General features: G+C 62.4%; 14 protein-coding genes. All 14 read right to left on the bottom strand.

What is annotated here, in order from left to right; translation table 11 throughout:
• Positions 1–3 precede the first annotated feature (3 nt).
• Positions 4–1,209, bottom strand: coding sequence for an MFS transporter (locus tag ACN0X9_RS00800; RefSeq protein WP_417485734.1), 1,206 nt, complete (start codon positions 1,207–1,209; stop codon positions 4–6).
• Positions 1,206–3,335: a serine hydrolase domain-containing protein gene (locus ACN0X9_RS00795; protein ID WP_417485733.1), complete on the bottom strand. Its 2,130-nt coding sequence runs from the start codon at positions 3,333–3,335 to the stop codon at positions 1,206–1,208. Before ACN0X9_RS00795 ends, ACN0X9_RS00800 begins: the two co-directional genes overlap by 4 nt.
• Positions 3,332–4,900, bottom strand: a complete 1,569-nt coding sequence (locus tag ACN0X9_RS00790; protein ID WP_417485732.1) for a sulfotransferase — start codon at positions 4,898–4,900, stop codon at positions 3,332–3,334. The genes ACN0X9_RS00795 and ACN0X9_RS00790 overlap by 4 nt, the downstream gene beginning before the upstream one ends.
• Positions 4,901–4,950: 50 nt before the next feature.
• Positions 4,951–7,311, bottom strand: a complete 2,361-nt coding sequence (locus ACN0X9_RS00785; RefSeq protein WP_417485731.1) for a TonB-dependent receptor — start codon at positions 7,309–7,311, stop codon at positions 4,951–4,953.
• A gap of 81 nt (positions 7,312–7,392) precedes the next feature.
• Positions 7,393–8,316 carry a carbon-nitrogen hydrolase family protein gene (locus ACN0X9_RS00780; RefSeq protein WP_417485730.1) on the bottom strand — a complete coding sequence of 308 codons (924 nt, stop codon included), beginning with the start codon at positions 8,314–8,316 and terminating at the stop codon, positions 7,393–7,395.
• Between the two features lie 165 nt (positions 8,317–8,481).
• Entirely contained in the window at positions 8,482–10,263 is a 1,782-nt protein-coding gene (locus tag ACN0X9_RS00775) for a PLP-dependent aminotransferase family protein (protein ID WP_417485729.1), read from the bottom strand.
• Positions 10,264–10,613: 350 nt separating this feature from the next.
• A complete protein-coding gene (locus ACN0X9_RS00770; RefSeq protein WP_417485728.1) occupies positions 10,614–11,279 on the bottom strand; it encodes a GntR family transcriptional regulator in 666 nt (221 codons plus the stop codon).
• Between the two features lie 107 nt (positions 11,280–11,386).
• Positions 11,387–12,076, bottom strand: a complete 690-nt coding sequence (locus ACN0X9_RS00765; protein ID WP_417485727.1) for a carbonic anhydrase — start codon at positions 12,074–12,076, stop codon at positions 11,387–11,389.
• 25 nt (positions 12,077–12,101) lie between these two features.
• On the bottom strand, positions 12,102–13,319 hold the full coding sequence (locus ACN0X9_RS00760; RefSeq protein ID WP_417485726.1) for a hypothetical protein: 1,218 nt from the start codon (positions 13,317–13,319) through the stop codon (positions 12,102–12,104).
• Positions 13,320–13,330: 11 nt separating this feature from the next.
• The gene (locus tag ACN0X9_RS00755; RefSeq protein ID WP_417485725.1) at positions 13,331–14,164 is read right to left on the bottom strand and encodes a peptidylprolyl isomerase; all 834 of its coding nucleotides are present in this window, start codon (positions 14,162–14,164) and stop codon (positions 13,331–13,333) included.
• Positions 14,161–14,865 carry a respiratory nitrate reductase subunit gamma gene (gene narI / locus ACN0X9_RS00750; RefSeq protein WP_417485724.1) on the bottom strand — a complete coding sequence of 235 codons (705 nt, stop codon included), beginning with the start codon at positions 14,863–14,865 and terminating at the stop codon, positions 14,161–14,163. Before narI ends, ACN0X9_RS00755 begins: the two co-directional genes overlap by 4 nt.
• Complete coding sequence (gene narJ / locus ACN0X9_RS00745; protein ID WP_417485723.1) at positions 14,862–15,563, bottom strand: nitrate reductase molybdenum cofactor assembly chaperone; 702 nt, start codon at positions 15,561–15,563, stop codon at positions 14,862–14,864. The genes narI and narJ overlap by 4 nt, the downstream gene beginning before the upstream one ends.
• Positions 15,563–17,089 carry a nitrate reductase subunit beta gene (gene narH / locus ACN0X9_RS00740; protein WP_417485722.1) on the bottom strand — a complete coding sequence of 509 codons (1,527 nt, stop codon included), beginning with the start codon at positions 17,087–17,089 and terminating at the stop codon, positions 15,563–15,565. Before narH ends, narJ begins: the two co-directional genes overlap by 1 nt.
• A complete protein-coding gene (locus ACN0X9_RS00735; RefSeq protein ID WP_417485721.1) occupies positions 17,086–20,823 on the bottom strand; it encodes a nitrate reductase subunit alpha in 3,738 nt (1,245 codons plus the stop codon). The genes narH and ACN0X9_RS00735 overlap by 4 nt, the downstream gene beginning before the upstream one ends.
• Positions 20,824–20,836 lie beyond the last annotated feature (13 nt).

Here is a 20,836-nt window from a genome sequence, read left to right as displayed (position 1 = left end):
TTTTCAGCCTTCGGTCGCGCCAGTTTGCCGGCGCCCTCCGTCCAGCACGCGCGCCGGCCAGAGCATAAAGGCCAGGCTGACGCCAAGACCCGCGATCGCGACCCAGATCAGCATGGTGAAACCCGCTCCCGCCCCCAGGATGGCCCCGGCGATCATTGGTCCTGAGGCAAGCCCCATTTTCGAGATGAAGCCGGCGAACGCCGACGCCCGCCCCGCGCTGTCGAACTCGGCGGTCATGCCGAACAGGTAGGCGATGACGAAGCCCCAGGTGATGCCGGTGCCGCAATTGGCGATCAGATAGGCCGCCGGATCACCGCTCCACTGGAACATGGCCGTGCCGGCGAAAGTCAGCAGCATGGAGGCGCCGAGCAGCCAGAAGCGGCCGAAACGCAAGCCACAGATCATGACCAACAACGGCCCGACCAGCGCCACCCAGGTCGCCAGTCCCAGGGCCGTCGAGACATAGCCACGGTCTAGCCCGAAATCGATGCCGAGCCGGATGATGTAGGCGAGCAGACCCATATTGGCCGCCTGGAAAAGGAAGATGGCGGCATAGGTCAGAAGCAGGGGCGGCCATTGGATGCCGGGCCCCTTCCTGGCTGCAGGCTCGCGCGCCGGATAGCTGTCGAGGAAGGGCAGCATGAGCAGCGTCGCGAGGCTGAACAGCGCCAGCGCAATGAACAGGGCTTGCGTGCCGTAGACCGGCGCCAGCGGCGGCAGGACCATCACCGCCAGACCACCGAGCCCGAACTGGACAAAGAGCAACATGCCGAAACTGCGATCCGGATTGGCTGTCCGTGCAATGACCGCGAAGGCGGTGCCGGTCAGGACACCGCCGACCACGCCATGGGCCAGACGGACAGGCAGAAGCAGGTCAAAGCTCGAAATCCAGATCGAGCCGATATCGACCGAGATCAGAACGACCAGACAGACAAGCGCCGTGCGTCGCCAGGGCAGCGTCTTGATCAGGAATACTGCGGCCAGGGCGCCAGCCGCGGCGCCGTAAATGTTGGCGGAGCCGATCTGTCCGGCCTGGCTGTCCGTAAAGCCCAGCCCGGTGACCAGGCCATCAACGATGGCGGCCATGATGTTCACATAAAACAGACCCGCAGTGGCCAGAAAGGCCAGCATGACAGCCGCGATCAACCCGTCGGGCGCCGCCGTCGGCAGGGCGCTCTGACGGCGCGGCGTGGGTGTATCAAGCGTCATGGTCTGACCTCACAGAAGGGTTCAAGAGCATTGGATTGTTGGGCCGCGCGACGCCAGGCGAACTGGCGACCGTCACTGACATAGGCGTAGACATGGCCGTTGGGGATCAGCGCGACGGTAATGCCGCCATAGCCGGACATCGCCGGGATCCATGCATCACCGGTGCACCCCAGCGCCGGGCCGGCATTCCACGCCCAGAACCCGTTTTGATAGCGCTGGGTATCACCGCCGGCGGGCAATCCGCGATCAGCCGCGTCGCGCTGCAGCGCCGCCGCCAGCATGCCGGGATCCAGCCTGTCGGCTGCTCGGGGGCCGTTGAGATAGGCCGCCAGGCGCATGATGTCGTCGAAATGCAGGGTCAGCCCCCAGCCTGAGACCGGCTGTCGCTCGGCGTCATAGGTCCGGCGCGTCCGGTCAGCGAGCGGCGACAACCCGACCTCGCGCCAGAGCGGCACCAGGAGATCATCATAGAAATCGGCATCGGCCTGCCCGCTCCTGTTGCGCCACAAGGCCTGGAGGGCCGTACCAAGAATGTAGGTGTCGGTGGTGTGGTAGACCCACCTCTCGCCAGGGGCCGCGCGGCGCGGGTGCAAGCTGCACGCCGCTTCGATCCGGTCCTCATGGGTGGTCTGTGACATGAATGCCCACAGCGAAGGCGCATCCTCGTCCTGATTGTAGTCGGCGGAGGTATAGAGCCCGGTGGCCATGTCCAGGGCGTGCTCGAATGTGACGCCCTGCCACCGCGCCGATGAACAGGCCGGCACATGGTCAGCAATCAGCGCCGTGCGGGCACCCGGATAAAGCTGCTCCAACCGCATCAGGGCCACAGCTGCCACCATGGATTTGGCAAGCGAATAGGACGGCAGAGGCAGGGTGTCGCAATAAGGGTCTGTACCGAACCGGGTTTCGCAACCACCCGCGAACAGCTCACCCTCCGCCAGCAGGCCATAAACTGTCATCGCCTCCGGCGACACTTCGAGTGGTGATCCGAAAGCCGCCAGATCCACGTCGGCAAATCGGTCCTGAAGGGTCGCGATTGCTTGCCGCGGCGCCCGATTGGCGATCTCAGCCTGGCGGCGATCACGGATCAGGTCGGCGGACGGGCCCGGCCCCGGCTCAAAACTGACAGGCAGGCGGGTCCACAAGTCGAACTGGAAATAGGCACATGTCTCGGCGCCCATAACAAGGACCGCCGACTGCGCGCCACTGTCTCCATTCGTGTCGAAGCTCAACCAGCCGGTATGAACACAATTGGCGTTGCGCTCCTGGAGCGCGACCGGCAAGACCGCCCGAATTGTACCGTCCGGCGATTGCCATGCCCGGCCTGGCTCGACGATCCACTCCCAATGCGGGTGTTCGCCCTCTAGTGGTCCCCGTCGCACCGGGATCAGGTCATCATCCTCACCGACCAGGACGATCTCGAGCGGTGGTAGCGAGAAGATACCCGCCTCGGACTCATAACCGAATTCATCGCGATGGACGCGGAAGCCATCAACCCGGCCCAGGAACGGGATGATCAATCGGCCGGAAACCGGTTCCAGCGGCGAACGAGCGCCGTCGGGCCTTGCGAAGGCCTGGCTCGACAGCGGCTGCCCAAGCGGCCCTTCACCCGCCGGAATCTGCAATCCCAACTCAAGCTCGGCTGGCCTCGCGTCAACCCGAAGATCATCGGCCCAGCAGGTATCATTGAGTGTATTGCCGGCGACGCGCAGGCGCACGGCGACCCAGTCTCCGCTAGGCGGATGCGCGAGCGCGCCACCGACCCGGTGCATCGTCAGACCGTCATCCTGTCCCGGGCTGATCCGGCCCAGCTCCTGCCAGATTTCGCCATCGACAGACACCTCAAGCAGACAGGCATCATCGCCCTCGAGATCGCGAGCGGCGAAACTGACCGATACCCGCACATCGTCGCGACCGTCCAGCGGCACAACACGAGCCGCCCAGGCATTCCGCCGCAGTCGCAGCGAGTGATTGCCGGAATATTCCGTCAGCTGGATATCGCCGCGACCTGCCGCCCCGCGCCACTCATGGCCCAGACCGGTCTCGAAATCGTCGACCACCCGTGCCTGTGCCTGGGCAACCCCGGAGACCAGCAAGGCGGCCAGCGCGACCAGGACACACCTCATGGCGTCACCCCGAGCATCTTTGCCAGTGGCTGGAGTTGCTGCTCGTATCTTCGCCATAGGCCGACCGAGCTTGCATACAGCGGTTGGCGAACCTGCGCCGCACTGTGGGTCGCCGATGGGCTCGGATTGCGGTGAAAGGCTAGACAGGCCTCTTCGAATTCGAGCCCGACAGCCTCCAACAGACGGCGGGTCTCACCATCCTGATCCGCGACCACGTCTTCATAGCGGACATCGATGATGCGGCCTGGCAGGACCTCTCGCCAATGCGCCATCAACGCGTCCTTTGCCTGCATGTAGGCGGCCAGGTCGGCGAAGTCGTAGGAGAATGGATAGCCCATCCGGAACAGGGCCTTGTAGAGAGAATACGCGTTGTCCATCGGATCGCGTTGCAGATGGACGATGCGTGCGTCCGGCAGTGCAGCAGCGATCAGCCCGATGTAGAGGAAGTTCGCCGGGGCCTTGTCGATAAAGAAGCGGGAGCCGGAGGTCCGTCCGCCGGCGCGTTTGCAATAAGCCTTGCCGAGAGTCGACGGATCCAGCCTCGACGCGGCCTGGACCAGGCCCGACTTGCCGCCCTCCGCCTGGCAGAGTGTCGTCAGGGCCAGGGCGAAGTCATTCAGTTCGCCAAGACTCTCCACGTCGGAATGCGCACTCAGGATCCGGTCGACCAGCGTTGTCCCGCTGCGTGGCAGACCGAGCACGAAAACCGGTCCATCCCCTCCATCGCCACGCCCGACCCTGTCGAAATAGGCCTTGTCAAACACCGTCGCGATCTGACCCATCGTCGTGACATCACCGGTCACGTTGTAACGCATGAGTCCTCGACGATGCTGGGCGCCGACCGTCAGCGCCTCGAAACTCGCCGTGTAATCGCCCAGGTCTTCCAGTTCCTTGGCCAGGGCATAGTGTAGCGCGACCGGCCCCATGGGCGTGCGGTGAGGCACGCGGACCATTCGTTGAAGTTCGGCGACATGATTTCGGTCGGCCGTCTGGCGACGCAGCGTGGCGCGATTGTAATAGGCGTCATAGTCATGCGGTGCGCTGGCGATCACGGCATCGAAGGCAGCCTCCGCCTCCTCCAGCTCACCCACAGCGACCAGATGCGTGGCGAGATTGTATCGATGTGCCGGTTCGTCGGGCGACAATGCGGCTGCAGCGCGTGCGCATCGGGCGGCATCGACATGCTGGCCACATTGACCGAATGCCTCAGCCAGACGGCCCAGCCAGTTGGCATTCCCCGCGGCTTCACTCTCCATCGCCAGCAAACCGGTCCTGGCCTGCTCGACCTCGCCGAGATGGACATCCGCCTCGACCATCATCAGTCGCGCCAGCGGCGATGAGGGCTCGAGATTGATGGCTTCGGTCAGCGCTGAGCGCATGCCGGCGAAATCACCGGCCTTCTGCAGGGCCCGGGCATGAATGATCCAGGCGTCAGGATAGTCCGGATACTCGCGCACCAGCGCCTCTGACATGGCCCTGGCCTGTGCGATCCGACCGGCCCGCAGGGCCCGGTCGATATTGGCAAGTCGGTCTTTGGGCGGGGCGGAGGTATTCACGGCGACCATGAGAAAGTTGACGGGGCGGCCGTTTGCACGACCGCCCCGACCCTATCCGATCAGAAGCTGAAGCGAACGGTCGCACCGACAGTACGCGGCAACGCGATCATTTCCTTGTTACCATTTCCGAAATACCCGTCGGCCGGGGCCGTGCCCATATAGGCTTCGGTGAACACTCCGGTGACGCCTTCCTCATTGGTGATGTTCTTTATCCACAAGGACAGGTCGACATTGTCGCGCGAGAAAGTCGTCGTCAGGTTCCAGATCGAGAACCCGTCGAGCGGCACATTGAAGGTCGGCGAGGTCGTAATGGCATTGCGCGTTTCCGACTGGTAATAGCCATCCAGTCGCGTGAATGTCGTCCAGTCGGCCAGTCGCCCGGTGTGATCCAGAGACCAGTTGAACTGGTGCTCCGGCGTTCCCGGCAGCATGGCGCCATCAAGGGCGATCGGAGCCGCCGGTGCCGGACGATCCGGCGCATGGAAGTTCTCGCTCAGCTGGGCGTCGATATAGGCGTAACCGAGCGTGTAGTGCCAGTCATTGCCGACGAAACCTTCCAGCGAGGCCTCAAGTCCATAGGTGCGGGCAGCGCCGCCATTCTGGACCGCGAAGAAGCCCCAATTGGTGGTCGACGTGTTGAACTGCGGGTCGGCCCAGTCAATGTAAAAGACACTGACATCATAGATGAAGTTGCCGCGGTCACCCTTCACACCGATCTCGTAATTGACGACCGAGTCCGATCCATAGACCTGCCAGCGCGGATCTTCGGCATAAAAGCCGGCCAATGGAACCGCATTGGCGCCACCGCGGCGATAGCCTTCCGAAATCGTGGCATACAGCATGTCGTCATCCGAGAAACGCCAGGAGCCGTTCAGCTTGAACAGGACGTCGCTCTCGGAGGTTTCGAAGTCGGAATTGACGTCCGGGAACAGGCCGGCCCACAGCGGCAGGGCCATGTAGCTGTCATTCTCGGATTCATTGTCGAAATAGCGACCACCAAAGGTGATGTCGACGTCCTCGCCGGCATGCCAGGTCAGCTCGCCGAACACCGACATTTCGGTGAAGTGCTCGGTCTGGCGATAATCCCAGTCCTGATCGCCACTGACCGCCCCGGCGGCGAGCGGAAGCAGGGTGTCCCACCAGTCCTTGAAGCCGACAAGATAGCTCTGCTGGGTCATCTCGCGCTGCTGGCTTCGATAGAAACCGCCCACTACATAGTCGAAATCACCCCCGTCATCGGAGACCAGCCGCAATTCCTGAATGACCGCCTCATCGGCATAGGACCGGACCGCTTGGGCCATCGGGCGCGGATAGTTGTAGTAGAAGCCGAGCCAGCCTGCCTGCGCGTAGAAGCCGGTATTCTCGCTGACGCTGTCGCCGCTGTGGTCGTAGTGCGACGTCGAGGATGTCAGGGTCGCGAAACCGAGATCAACTTCCGCCTCGAGCGAGGTCATGTTGATGTCGCGGCTGGACGGCTCCAGCTGGATCGACCCGTTCTCGTAGTCATCATAGGTGTTCCCGAAACCGTCAGTACCGACAGTCTGCTGGCGGCGGCCACCGACTTCATCGGACTGGCGGGCGTGAACCAGCCGGATCGACGTCGTATCGCTGGGCTCGACCAACAAGGTGGCGCGACCCATCCAGGTGTCGAACGTGTCGGCATCTTCCTGCGACCGGTATGAGGCGGTCGGGTCCAGGACACCGTTCGGCGCGACCGGCGTACCGCTGGCGTCAAGCTCATAGAGGTTCACATAGTCTGTGATGCCCGGGTAATCGCCCAGGCTTCCGACCAGGCGCAAGGCAGCGCGCTCACCCAGCGGAATGTTCAAGGCACCGTCGATACCGAAGCCATAGCTTTCGGAGCCGTTCACATGCGATGCGGAGCCCGACAGATAGCCGCCAAACTCGCCCATTTCGGGATCACGTGTGATGTAGCGGATCGTGCCGCCCAGCGAGCCGGAACCATAGAGCGTGCCCTGCGGTCCGCGAAGCACTTCAACGCGCTCCAGGTCGCGCAGCGCGAAATTGGCGAAGATCGGCGTATCATTGATGTAAGTTGAGACCGAGGCGACCGAAGAGGTCGCATAGTCGCCCAAACCATTGCCGTCGACCGCGAGGCCTCGAATTCGGGCCGCATTCAATGTACCGGCATTGCGCGCACCGCGATCAACGACCGTTACGCCCGGGATCGAGCGAAGGAGTTCGGCCTCGTCCAGGATCTGGCCCGCCTCGATCGCTTCGCCGCCAATGGCCGAGATGTTGTAAGGCACGTCCGAAACCGTCTCTTCGCGCCGTGTTGCGGTGACGGTAATGACGTCGCGTGCCGCGCCTTCATCCTGCCCAAGCGCCACACCCCCGAGGCTCAGACCCGCGAGTGCGGTCCCGCCCATGAGTGCTGCCGAAAGAACCTTGCGGCTCATGCTGTTTTTCGTGAATTCGCCCATGATACTCCTCCGGTGATACCGGCCCCTGCTTGATACGACCTTTCGGCCCAGACACAGTCAGTCCAATATTTTCAGTCTCGGTTTGCGACCGCCGCCCTGTTCGGCGGACGGTGGTCGCGCCGCATCGCCCCCCTGGCGATGCGGCATTTCCAGAGCCCCCAGCCCCGGCATGCTTGCCCGCCGCGCCTTGATGTCGGCGTGCAACGGGAATTCGACGTCGCTGTCGCGAAAACTCTTCAGAACCTGGCCCAGCCCGTTCCAGCCGCGCTCGCGCAGGCGGGATACGGTCGACAGATCGAGGTCCAGCGCGATCACCTCGCGGCCCGCACCCGCTTCGTAAATGACCTCTCCGCCCGGCCCGTAAACGGCCGACCGCCCGACCCCCAGATCGCCCGCCAGATTCACATCGACAAAAATGCATTGGTTGATGGCCGCATTCGAACGCGCGATGGCCAATTCGACATCGCGGTCGATGGTGTTGGTCATGGTTGGCAGGAGAATGACTTCGGCGCCCAGACCGACAAGCGTCCGGATGACTTCCGGGAACCACATGTCGTAGCAGATGGCGACGCCGACCCGGCCAATACCCGGAACGTCGAAAACAACCGGATCACGTCCGGCTGCCACGCCCGCCTCATACGGCAGGAAGGGGAACATCTTGTCGTAACGCGCGACGATCTCGCCTGCCGGATCGATCACCGGGGTCGTGTTGTAGATCGCGCCATCACGGCGCTCATACAGCGAGCCGGGCACGAGCCACAGACCGGTTTCAGCGGCCAGGGCCTTGAGACGCGCCTCGGTCTCGCCGCCGGCCAGCTCGGCTTTGTCCAAGCTGGCGCCATGCACGGCCAGCTCACCAAGCACGACCAGATCGACCCACGGGAAACGCTTGGCGATAGCCCGCGTCTCACGCTCGACGAGTTCGAGATTGTCGCTCTTGTCCGCTGCCAGTTGAAGCGCCGCAATTCCAAGTGACGACATGTTGAACCTCCCCGCACGCGACCCCCACAACGAGGTTGGCCGCATTGTTGGGAAAGCATGACAGGGCTGTGACGGCTCACTTAGAACCAGATCAGCACGCCTTATGGGTCCAGTTGGTGGCGTTGGCTTGCGGCAATGGGGCCAGATTGAATTGACTGACGCACCTCAGGACCCGGCCCCCTCGTTGGCCTGTGCCAGCACTGCGGAGTCCACCACATGCCCTTTCCGGTCCAGCCAGTGGAGCTGGTCGCCTTCGAAAGCGACCGCAAATCCAAGGACTTCGCCAAACGCCCAGTTGCGCCATTGTCGGTACCATTGCCCCCCATCGACCCACCAACGGCCGACATCGCGATCCTCACCGGCAAAGCCCGCCTGGCCCGACATGCGCCCATCGGCATGTAGTTCGATGGTGCAGGGATCACCATAGACCGTCTTGTACAGAAGGGTTGCGCCGGACAGTCGTGACAGCAACGCTTTCCCCTCCAATGCCGTGGGCTCGCCCCGGCCGGTCTTGCGGTCATCAATATCGCGCATGGCACGGGACAGTTCGGCGATGCCGTCACGGATTGATGACGCCGGGAGGGATGTCACGCCGAGCCGGAACATGTTGCCCGGGCCATTATCGTCAGCGAACCAATGATCAGCCGGCTCGATCAGGATGCCGCGCGCCTCTGCCGCCCGGATCACTTCACTCGCATCCAGACCGTCCGGCCCGCGAACCCAATAGGATGTGCCCCCCTCGACCGGAGCGACGGCGATGGCCAGGGGGCGATAATGGTTCAGCGCGTCTCGAAGCGCTATCAGTCGCTCGGCACACACCTGGGTCAGTCGGCGCATCATGGCGTCGTAATGCCCCAGCGACAGGAAGAAAGCCGCCGCTCGCTGGTTGTTCGGCGACGGCCGCCGCGTCGTGAGATCACGCAGCCGACGAGCGGCCGCAATGATTTCCGGCGCCGCGACCATGTATCCAAGTCGCACCCCGGGCGCGAGCACCTTGGACAAGGACGCAACATAGACGACACGTTGACCGTTTTCGAGGCTGCGCAGGGCCGGCACCGCATCACCGAGATAGTTCATCTCGCACTCGAAATCGTCCTCCAGCACAAGAAAGTCGTCGCGCTCGGCCATGGCCATCAATGCGTGACGCCGCTCCAGAGACAGGGTCACCCCGGTCGGGCGCTGCCGGCTTGCCGACACGCAGACCAGATCCCGACCACCCAACCGCTCATCGACGATGATCCCGGAATCGTCGACCGGTTGATGATGAACATTGGCGCGGCGCAGGGCGAGCAGCGACCGCAATTCCGGCAGGCCGGGCTCTTCCACCGCCACCTGACTCTTCTTTCCGACCAGTACCTGCAGGGCGAGGAACAAGGCCTGTTGCTCGCCGACCGTTATCAGCAACTCGTCCGGTCGCGCAGTGATGCCGCGCCGGGGCAAGAGCTTGGTCCGGATTTCCTCGATCAGCGCCGTGTCATCGACCTCGCCATTGTCCAGAGACCAGTCTTCGACTTCAGAAACGGCGAGTGCAAGCCGGCTGGCTTCTCGCCATTCTGTGACCGGAAACAGCGACCTGTCATAACGCCCCTCGATGAAGGGGTAGCGGTATTTCTGCCAGTCAGGCGGGCACTTGTAGGCCGAGTCCGACGCCAGGCCCGGCTCGAGGAAACGGGAGACGACATCGGCACCATCCGTCGCAACCGCGCCGCCAGGCAGGGCCGGTGAGGCCAGTCGCCGGACCGCCGCAGTCTCCGGTACATAGAGGCCCGATCGCTCGCGGGTTTCGAGATGGCCCTCCGAGATCAATTGCTGGTAGGCGAGGAATACGGTGTTGCGAGAAACACCCAGCTCCTTTGACAGGCGGCGTGACGACGGCAGCCGCGAGCCAGCCGGAAAGACTTCGGCATAGATCGCTTCAATGACCCGACGCCTGATCTGCTCCTGCATCGACAACGGACTCGCCCGGTCGAGACGAAAGAGCGGCGCGAGGGATTTCGAATGTTGGGCCAAATCATCTACACCGGAGCCAGGAACGACCTGCGCACGCTATCAGCCGCGCATGATCCGGCAAGCATTCCACGGCAGCGCCCGCAAAGGCCTGCCACCTGGTCTGCAATCTCTTCGCGAACATCTGCGTCCCACCGGTGCTCGGCTTTGCGTGAAAACAGGAGGGCGGCGTTATTGGAAATCGGACGGGATCAAGTGATGTGGTCAAGGCGGGCCTGATAGGGGCATTCCGCTCGCAAGTGCAGCCGCACCGCCTGTCATGCTCCTGACGCCGCGAGCTTTCGTCGCGGCTATTTCGATCCGGCGTCGGCCAATTCGTTGAGCAGATCCTCGCGGGTGTGCTGCAGGTGCTCGGCAATCAGGGTCCGTACGACCACGTCATTTCGGGCCAGCCAGGCCTTGAGGATTTCATGGTGCTCCTGCTCCGCTCGAGCCGGCCGGCGGGTCGGCTCCAGGTGTTTGCGGACATATCGGTCAGCCATCACATTGAGACGGGCGATGATGCTTTCGGTCAGGGGGCGCCCGGCCGGACCGATCAGCGCCATGTGAAAACGGCGGTTCAGCATTCCAACTGTCGGTTTTTGCGCCCTCGCTTCGGCGTCGAATTGTTCGAGGGCTTCGACGGCGCGTTCCCGTTCCTGATCGCTTGCCTTCAAGCAGGCATAGGCGGCGGCTTCCGGCTCGATCTGCAATCGCAGGGCGAAGATCTCTTCGGCTTCCGCATAGCTCAAAGGGCGCACGAAAAAGCCCCGATTGGGTTGGGATACCACCAAGCCTTCCTGTTCCAGTCGGGCCAGGGCCTCCCGGAGCGGGATCTTGCTGACTTGAAACTCCTTCGCCAGAGCGTCCTGGCGGATCGGATCATTCAGACCAAAGGCGCCGGATACGATCTTCTCCCTGACAATTTCAAGAATGCGGTCGGACAGGGTCCTGACCTCAAGACGGGTGGTTTCCATGGGGTTCCGAGCGTTGCAAGGGAAGTCGCCGTGTATCGATTACCGCATCTTCCAAGCCAGACGCAAATTGCGGTGTCGCCACGAGCGGGAAACCTGGAAGCCATGTGTCAGGACGGTGGCGTCTGGCAGCAATTCTGGAGCTCCTTGGACGCTCCGGTACCAAGCCAGGCTGACAGGCGGTTCGGGAAATGGTGCGACAGGTCGCCCAGCCCCCTGACTGTGACACCCAGATCACGGACCAAACCGTCCTTGATCGAATAGATCCAGCCATGGATCGCAATGTTCTGCCCCCGACGCCAGGCATCGGCGATTATCGGGTTGCAGGCGATCGACCGCACCTGCATGGCCACATTGCCTTCGCAAAGCGCGTCGAGGCGTTTTTCCGGATTGCGGATCCGGAGTAGATATCCGGCCAGTTCATCCGAGGTGTCACGGATCGGCTGCAGCCAGTGATCAATCAAACCATGCCGATCCCCCGACACGGCAGCAGCCACACCACCACATCCATAGTGGCCACACACAATGACATGCCGGACTTTGAGGGTTTCGACAGCGTATTGCAGAACCGAAAGGAAATTGGTGTCCTGGGCTGGAGCGAGGTTGGCAATGTTTCGATGGACGAACAGCTCGCCCGGGTCGAGGCCGACAATGTCATTGGCCGGCACCCGACTGTCCGAGCACCCGACCCAGAGATAGTCCGGATGCTGCTGCGCCGACAGCCGCCGGAAGAAGTCCGGATCATCCCGGGTCTTCCTGTCCGACCAGACCGTGTTGTTGCGCAGCAGATCTTCGATCATGGAGGTCTCCGTCCGGTCAGAACCCCTAGTAGTTCACCGTGAATGCCAACCAGACCTTGTCGCGATCGGCCGGGCCGCCAGTGGGTCCGTTGTAAAAGGCTCCCTTGAGTTGAAGTGAGTAGTGCGCGCTGAGACGCGCAGTCACCACGGCATCGATCTCGGACCCCAGGTCACCGCCACCGTGGAGCGCTTCAAAGTCATGGAAGGCAACCGCCGCCGACAGGCCCTCGCCAATCGGAGACTGGGCAGCGGTCCAGCTGGCCCGGACATAAACATCCCGCATTCCGTTCGCTGGTGTCCCCAGGAACACGTCCGCCCAGCCCTGATAGGCGTGAAGCGTCGCCAGCGGCGTGGAAAACCCGCGCGTGCCATTGCCGTCCAGGCTCTCAACGCCGATGGCACCGCTGAGACCATTGGCCGCCATGCTCGCCTGAGCCCTGAACATGTCCAGATCGAAACTGGCCGGATTGTCGCCGTGCTCACTCTGGCGCGCATATTCGGCAAACCAGGCGAAACTCGCGCCTGCGGCAGTGTCATGCTGCCCGCTCCAGCGCAGGCCATAGGTCGCCGCGGAGAGCGCCGCGACGTCCTGGTTGTCGACCAGATGGGCAAACCCGCTGATCGTACCCATGCCACCCGCATAATCGACATTGAACAAATGGGCATCGAGATCCCATTCTCCCGCGGGATGGTCGTCGCCGAAGATCCGGTGAACCCGGTCCAGATAGAGATAGTTCAGCGTCAGGTTCTCAACGCCGGTCCAGGTCACCCGGAAGGCGTCAAATGTCTGCTCATTCTGCCGGAAACCGACATTCCCGACATGCCGGGCATCACCCAGAATGACGCGCTGTCGTCCGAGAACCGCGACCGTATCCGACACACCACTGAAGCTGACCTGCAGGCGGTTTAGCTCCGTCTCTTCCGGATCGGCCACGACCGGATAACCAGCGAGGCCGTTGGTGGTCGAGTTGAAGTCATCAACAAGATGGAGGACGTTTTCAGCCTCGACAAGGAAGCGAAAACCTTCCACCTCGCCGCTGTCGATGCCGAGGCGTGTCCGGAGGGTAAGCGCATTGGCACTATCGGCGAACCCGTCCTGGTCGACCTGTTCATAGCGCAGGCGGGCATTGAACAGGATATCCGGTTCGGCCTGCGCCAGCGCTGTACCGGTATTGGCGACGAGCCCGCAGGCACAGCCCAGAAGCAGCATGGATCTGGTCGGCTTTTTGACGGTCAGTTTCACGACATGGGTTCCTATTGAACGAGTGGGGACTGCGCCCCTTTGAGATCAACTCCGGAAACATCGGCGTCTCCGATGACCAGCGAAATGAATTGCGAGACAGCGCGGCGCCAGCTGGCATCACGCAGGAATTCCTCGACCAGCGGTCGCGCCTGTTCGAACGCCGGGATCTCGCCACGCACCGCGTGATCGAGCCGGATGATGTGCACGCCATAGGGAGTCTCGACCGGTTCGGGATGAATGGAGCCCGGCTGCATTTGTGCCAGCACAGCCTCAAAGGCCGGTGTCGTCTGGCCTCGCATGACCTGACCCAGACGCCCGCCTTCGGTCGCCGACGCACAATCCGACCGGTCCCGCGCCATACGGGCGAACAGGTCCGGCTTGTCGCACAGCGTGTCCAGCAGCGTCCTTGCCTCGGTCAACGCCCGCTCAAATGCCGCCTCGTCCCGACGATCAGCCTGAAGGAGGATGTGGGCCGGCTCATAGAGATCCGGCGCGCGCAGCTTCTCTCGGTTGTTGTCGTAATAGCGACGACAGGAAGCCTCATCCGGCTCCGGCGTCTTGACCTCGGCGTCCAGCATGACCCGGATCAATGCGTCATCCGGCGCCTCCGGCCGACCCTCGGCATCCGTCAGCGGCTCGGCCGTCAATTCCAGGGCGCGGGCGCGCTGGAGCAAGGCTTCGCGGATTGCCAAGGCGCGGGTCGCAGCCTGCCAGGCGGCCTCGGGGCGCTTGGCAGGATGGTGCTGGGCTTCAGCGGCAATGGCTTCGGCAGAGATCTCGACACCATTGACCCGGACCGGAACAACAGCCTCGGCGGGCCTTGAAATCAGGGTGCTTGTGCTCATCGGGCCTCTCCCTTCTTCGGCTTGCGGCGAACGACCTGATAGCCTTGGCGGAAAATGTACCGGACCGGTGCGCTGAACATGTGGACCAGTCGCGTGAACGGAAAGACCAGGAAGATCGTCAGGCCCAATGCCAGGTGTGCCTTGAAGATCCAGTGCACATCCGCAACGTGCTCGGCGACGCCGGGCTGGAAGGTGAAGATGCCCTGCGCCCAACTCATGAACTTGGTCATCTCATGACCGTCGAGATGTTGCATCGATACCGCGATCGAACCGACGCCGAGCAGGAGTTGCGCATACAGCATCAACAGGATGGCCATATCGGAAAAACTAGTCGTCGAACGGATCCGGGCATCGAACAGTCGGCGGTGCAGCAACAGGCTGGCCCCGATCAGCGCCATCACACCGGCAACGCCGCCAGCGATGACCGCGAGAAGCTGTTTCGCACCGTGACTGATCCCCAGCGCATCGAAGACCTGGATGGGTGTCAGCAAGCCGACAAGGTGACCGAAGAAAATCACCAACACGCCGACATGGAAGAGGATCGAGCCGAGGACCAGCTGACGCCGGCGCAAAAGCTGGCTCGACCCGGCGCGCCAGGTGTAGGGCTCGCGGTCGTAGCGGATGATCGATCCGACCACGAGAACCGCCAGGGCGATATAGGGATAGATGCCAAACAGGGCAGAGTTGAGGATATCACTCATGGCCGGCGTCCTTCATCGGAAGCGGCGGCAGGGGGGACCGCCATCTTGGTGAGCATGTCTTCGGCGACCGGGCAACCGGCCGACGGGTCGGGGCCGAACTGGACCTGTTCCTCCTCCCAGGCCTGATCGATGGCCTCGAGGGTTTGAGGGTCCTCGGACGGTGTCTCGACAACGGACTTGTCCAGCTCCGCCGGACGGACAGCAATCCGCGCCAGATCAAGCAGGACAGCCTGGTAAATGCTGTGGCGCTTGCCCAGCCGCTCGGCGAGGGCATCCAGCACATGCGCGGTTTCACCCAGAAGGGATCGGGCTTCATCCAGCGGTCGTTGTGACAGGTATTCGAGGAAAAGCGGCAGAAAGTCGGGAAGCTCGCTCGCCGTGATCTCCAGACCGTGGCTCTCATAGAGGGCCTTGAGATCAACCATTGCCTGACCACGGTCACGGCTTTCGCCATGCACATGCTCGAACAGGTGAAGCGACAGCGCACGAGAGCGGTCGAACAAGTCGACATATCGGGCTTGCAGCTCATAGAGGTCCTGCGAGGCGAGTTCCTCGATCAATTTCGTGACCCCGGCGCCCTCCTTCGGCGCGATAAGGGCCTCCGCCTCCAAAACGTCGGCAAAGGCCGGCGCTGACGCCCGGATATCCTCGGTCGGATAGCTGAGCAGGGCTGCATATACCTTGAAAGACAGGGTCATCAGCTTTTCTCCATCGGGGTGACCTGGGCGCGCCGACGCGGGCTGCCAAACAGCGAGGCCTTGCTCTCGCCATCCGAGCAGCCATTGCCGAAGCTGAAACCGCACTCGCCGCGAATGTCGAAGGCTTCTTCCGCCTCTTCACGATGCGAGGTCGGAATGACGAAACGATCCTCGTAATTGGCGATCGCCATGATCTGATACATGTCCTCGATCAGATCCTCGGTGAGGCCGACCCGTTCGGCGATAGAGGCGTCGATCACGCCTTCAACGGTTTTCGAGCGCATGTAGGCGCGCATGGCGAGCATCCGCTCCAGGCCGAGTGCGACCGGTGCTTCATCCCCGGCCGTCAGAAGATTGGCCAGGTAGCGAAGCGGGATGCGCAGGGAACGGACGTCCGGCATCTCACCATCGGATTCGAGGGCGCCGGATTCGGCCGCATTCTTGATCGGTGACAGCGGCGGCACATACCAGACCATCGGCAGGGTGCGGTATTCCGGGTGAAGCGGGAATGCGACTTTCCAGTCGATCGCCATCTTGTAGACCGGCGATTGCTTGGCCGCCTCCAGCCAGGCTTCCGGCACGCCGTCGCGGCGCGCCTGTGCCTGGACTTCCGGATCATGCGGGTCGAGGAAGATGTCGAGCTGGGCCTGGTAAAGGTCCTTCTCGTCTTCCATCGAGGCTGCATCCTCGATGCGGTCGGCATCATAGAGCATCACACCGAGATAGCGGATCCGGCCGACACAAGTTTCCGAGCACACGGTCGGCTGGCCGACCTCGATACGCGGATAGCAGAAGGTACACTTCTCGGATTTGCCGCTCGACCAGTTGTAATAGATCTTCTTGTACGGGCAGCCGGACACGCACATGCGCCAGCCGCGGCACTTCTCCTGGTCGATCAGGACAATGCCGTCTTCCTCGCGCTTGTAGATCGCTCCGGACGGGCAGGCCGCCGCGCAGGTCGGATTGAGACAGTGCTCACACAGGCGCGGCAGATACATCATGAAGGTGTTCTCGAACTCGCCGTAGATCTCCTTCTGGATGCCTTCGAAATTGTAGTCCTCCGAGCGCTTGGAAAACTCGCCGCCGAGAATTTCCTCCCAGTTGGGACCCCATTCGATCTTCTCCATCCGCTCGCCGGTGATCAGCGAGCGCGGACGGGCGGTCGGGAAGGCTTTCGACTCCTTGGCCGACTGAAGATGGCCATAATCGAAGGTGAACGGCTCGTAGTAGTCGTCGATCTGCGGCAAGTCGGGATTGGCGAAAATCTTCGCCAGAACCCGCCATTTGGACCCCATTTTCGGGTGCAAGGAACCATTGCCGGAGCGCTTCCAGCCGCCATTCCAGCGGCCCTGGTTCTCCCAATCCTTGGGATAGCCGACGCCTGGTTTGGTCTCGACATTGTTGAACCAGGCGTATTCAACGCCCTCGCGGCTGGTCCAGACGTTCTTGCAGGTCACGGAGCAGGTGTGGCAGCCGATGCACTTGTCCAGATTGAGGACCTTGCCGATTTGCGCACGAATTTTCATTCTGCTGCCTCCATTTCATCACCGGCAGGGCCTTCGAGCCAGTCGACCTTGTCCATCTTGCGGACAATGACGAACTCGTCGCGGTTGGAACCAACCGTGCCGTAATAGTTGAATCCGTAGGATTGCTGGGCGTAGCCGCCGATCATGTGGGTCGGCTTGAGGGTGGTCCGGGTGACCGAGTTATGGATGCCACCCCGCTGACCGGTCAGTTCCGAGCCCGGAACGTTCACGATCTTCTCCTGGGCGTGATACATGAACAGCGTGCCCGACTTGATCCGCTGCGAAACCACGGCCCGGGCCACCAGGGCACCGTTCGAGTTGTAGGCCTCGACCCAGTCGTTATCGACAATCCCCGCTGTGCGGGCATCGTCTTCGGACAGCCAGACGATCGGGCCACCCCGGGACAGGGTCAGCATCAACAGGTTGTCGGTGTAGGTGGAGTGAATCCCCCACTTCTGGTGCGGCGTGATGAAGTTCAGCACGATCTGCTGATTGCCATTGGGCTTGGAGTTGATCACCGGCGCCACGGTCGCGGTATCGATCGGCGGCCGGTAGACACACAGGCCCTCCCCGAAGGCGAGCATCCACTTGTGGTCCTGATAGAGCTGCTGGCGACCGGTCAGCGTGCGCCATGGAATGCGCTCGTGCACATTGGTGTAGCCGGCATTGTAGCAGACATCCTCGCTCTCAATGCCCGACCAGGTCGGCGAAGAGATGATCTTGCGCGGCTGGGCGACCACATCGCGAAAGCGGATCTTCTCGTCTTCCTTGGGTACGGCCAGATGGGTGTGATCCCGCCCGGTGTTCTTCGACAACGCGTCCCAGGCCTTGACCGCCACCTCGCCATTGGTCTCCGGCGCCAACATCAGAATGGTCTCGGCCGCATCGATCGCGGTCTCGATTTTCGGCCGCCCCTTGGAGACACCGGCCTCGCGCACGACACCGTTCAGGGCGCCAAGGTGTTCGATCTCGTCCTCGGTATTCCAGTCGATGCCCTTGCCGCCATTTCCGAGCTTGTCCAGCAATGGGCCGAGCGATGTGAACTTCTTGTAGAGGTTCGCATAATCCCGCTCGACCACACTGATCTGCGGCATTGTCTTGCCGGGAATGGCTTCGATCTCGCCCTTGGTCCAGTCCTTGACGTCGAAAGGCTGCGCAATTTCGCCCGGCGTGTCGTGCAGGATGGGCGTCAGGACGACATCGGTTTCAACGCCCAATTCCTCGGGGGCGACCTCGGACAGCTTCTTGGCCAGGCCCTTGAAGATGTCCCAGTCACTGCGCGCTTCCCAGGCCGGATCGGTGGCCGCGGTCAGCGGATGGATGAAGGGGTGCATGTCCGAGGTGTTGAGATCGTTCTTCTCGTACCAGGTCGCCGTTGGCAGCACGATGTCGGAATAGACGCAGGTCGTGGACATACGGAAGTCGATGGTGACCAACAGGTCCAGCTTGCCCTCCGGGCATTTTTCCACCCATTCGACCTCGGACGGACGCATCTCGGGTCCGGCCTCCTGACCAAGCACGCCATGGCTGGCACCGACCAGGTGCTTGAGGAAATACTCGTGCCCCTTGCCTGATGAACCGAGCAGGTTTGAGCGCCAGACGAACAGGTTGCGCGGCCAGTTGGCCGGATTGTCGGGATCCCCGCATGACATCTTCACGTCACCGGATTTCAGACCGTCGAGCACATAGGTCCTGGCATCGACACCGGCCTCGGCCGCCGCGCGGGACAGCTCCAGAGGGTTGGTCTGCAATTGCGGCGCGGACGGCAACCAGCCCATCCGTTCGGCCCGGACATTCCAGTCAATCATTGACCCGGACCAGTCGCCCTCGGGCGCCGTCGGGGACAGGATCTCATCCACGGCCAGCGTCTCGTAACGCCATTGCCCGGTGTGGGCATACCAGTTGGATGTCGAGTTCTGATGACGCGGCGGCCGGTTCCAGTCGAGCGCGAAGGCGAGCGGCTGCCAGCCGGTCTGCGGACGCAGTTTTTCCTGCCCGACATAGTGGGCCCAGCCGCCGCCGGACTGGCCGATACAACCGCACATGACCAGGAGATTGATGATCCCCCGATAATTCATGTCCATGTGATACCAGTGGTTCAGACCGGCACCGAGGATGACCATCGACTTGCCTTTGGTCTTCTCGGCATTGGTGGCAAAGGCCCGCGCCGTGGCGATGATCTTCTTGCGATCAACGCCAGTGATTGCTTCGGCCCAGGCCGGCGTGTACGGCGCCATGTCGTCATAATCGCGGGCGACGTCATCGCCGCCGAGGCCACGATCCAGTCCGTAATTGGCGCACATCAGGTCAAACACCGTGACCACCAACGCGTCGCCATCTTTCAGCGTCACGCGACGCGCCGGCAGCTTGCGCGACAGGACATCGGGATGATCCGTGCCGGCAAAATGGTCGTGGTGCTTGTTGCCGAAATAGGGGAAGCCGACCTCGACCTGCTCGTCATGCCGGTCGTCGAGGATGAAGGACAGTTCCAGCTCGACCATGTCGCCCTTGCCGGTGCGCTGCTCGAGATTCCACTTGCCCTTTTCACCCCAGCGAAAGCCGATGGAGCCCAGCGGCGCCACATAGCTGCCGCTGGTGCGGTCATAGGCGATGGTCTTCCACTCGGGGTTATTGTCCTCACCGAGATCGCCATCAAAGTCCGAAGCCCGCAGCAGGCGGCCCGGCACATAGCGGCCGTCTTTCTTCTCCAACCGGACCAGATTGGGCATGTCGGTGTTTTCGCGGGCGTAGCTTTCGAAATAGGCGGCCTGCCGGTCGAGATGGTATTCGCGCAGGATCACATGACCCATCGCCAGGGCGAGCGCAGCGTCTGTACCCTGCTTCGGGTTGAGCCAGATATCGCCAAACTTGGACGCTTCCGAATAGTCCGGACAGATCACCGCGCTCTTTGTGCCGCGGTAGCGCGCCTCGGTATAAAAATGTGCGTCCGGCGTCCGGGTCTGCGGCACGTTCGAGCCCCAGATCAGCAGGAAGCCTGCATTGTACCAGTCCGCTGACTCCGGCACGTCGGTCTGCTCGCCCCAGGTCTGCGGACTGGCTGGTGGAAGGTCGCAATACCAGTCGTAGAATGACATGCAGACGCCACCGAGCAGCGACAGGTAACGCGAGCCCGCCGCGTAGGACACCATCGACATCGCCGGAATGGGCGAGAAACCGAATACCCGGTCGGGCCCGTATTCCTTGGCGGTATAGGCGTTGGCGGCGGCGATGATCTCATTGACCTCGTCCCAGTCGCCGCGAACCATGCCGCCGGCACCACGCTTGGAGACGTAGGACTTGCGCACCTCCGCATCCGCCTGGATCGACCGCCAGGCCGCCATCGGCGTCAGGGTCTCGCGCGCCTTGCGCCATGCTTTCAGCAGCCGGCTCCGGATCAGCGGGTATTTCAGGCGATTGCCCGAATACATGTACCAGGAATAGCTGGCCCCGCGTGAGCAGCCACGGGGTTCGTGATTTGGCAGATCCGGACGGGTTCGCGGATAGTCGGTCTGCTGGGTTTCCCAGGTCACCAACCCGCCCTTGACGTAAATCTTCCAGCTGCACGAGCCGGTGCAGTTCACACCATGGGTCGAGCGTACGATTTTGTCGTGCTGCCAGCGCTTGCGGTAGGAATCCTCCCACTTCCGGTCTTCTGTCGTGGTGATGCCGTGCCCGTCAGAAAACGCTTCTGACTTGCGTGCAAAGAATGTGAGGCGGTCGAGAAGATGGCTCATATCTCTGTTTCCT

Origin of the sequence: Maricaulis sp., assembly GCF_048268525.1 — a bacterium.
Classification (GTDB): Bacteria; Pseudomonadota; Alphaproteobacteria; order Caulobacterales; family Maricaulaceae; genus Maricaulis.
This window is presented reverse-complemented; position numbering and strand designations above follow the sequence as displayed.

Excerpts from the sequence above, each read along its gene's own strand:
- ACN0X9_RS00800 (WP_417485734.1), bottom strand. The coding sequence starts at position 1,209 with ATGACGCTTGATACACCCACGCCGCGCCGTCAGAGCGCCCTGCCGACG.
- ACN0X9_RS00795 (WP_417485733.1), bottom strand. The coding sequence starts at position 3,335 with ATGAGGTGTGTCCTGGTCGCGCTGGCCGCCTTGCTGGTCTCCGGGGTT.
- ACN0X9_RS00790 (WP_417485732.1), bottom strand. The coding sequence starts at position 4,900 with ATGGTCGCCGTGAATACCTCCGCCCCGCCCAAAGACCGACTTGCCAAT.
- ACN0X9_RS00785 (WP_417485731.1), bottom strand. The coding sequence starts at position 7,311 with ATGAGCCGCAAGGTTCTTTCGGCAGCACTCATGGGCGGGACCGCACTC.
- ACN0X9_RS00780 (WP_417485730.1), bottom strand. The coding sequence starts at position 8,316 with ATGTCGTCACTTGGAATTGCGGCGCTTCAACTGGCAGCGGACAAGAGC.
- ACN0X9_RS00775 (WP_417485729.1), bottom strand. The coding sequence starts at position 10,263 with ATGCAGGAGCAGATCAGGCGTCGGGTCATTGAAGCGATCTATGCCGAA.
- ACN0X9_RS00770 (WP_417485728.1), bottom strand. The coding sequence starts at position 11,279 with ATGGAAACCACCCGTCTTGAGGTCAGGACCCTGTCCGACCGCATTCTT.
- ACN0X9_RS00765 (WP_417485727.1), bottom strand. The coding sequence starts at position 12,076 with ATGATCGAAGATCTGCTGCGCAACAACACGGTCTGGTCGGACAGGAAG.
- ACN0X9_RS00755 (WP_417485725.1), bottom strand. The coding sequence starts at position 14,164 with ATGAGCACAAGCACCCTGATTTCAAGGCCCGCCGAGGCTGTTGTTCCG.
- narI (WP_417485724.1), bottom strand. The coding sequence starts at position 14,865 with ATGAGTGATATCCTCAACTCTGCCCTGTTTGGCATCTATCCCTATATC.
- narJ (WP_417485723.1), bottom strand. The coding sequence starts at position 15,563 with ATGACCCTGTCTTTCAAGGTATATGCAGCCCTGCTCAGCTATCCGACC.
- narH (WP_417485722.1), bottom strand. The coding sequence starts at position 17,089 with ATGAAAATTCGTGCGCAAATCGGCAAGGTCCTCAATCTGGACAAGTGC.
- ACN0X9_RS00735 (WP_417485721.1), bottom strand. The coding sequence starts at position 20,823 with ATGAGCCATCTTCTCGACCGCCTCACATTCTTTGCACGCAAGTCAGAA.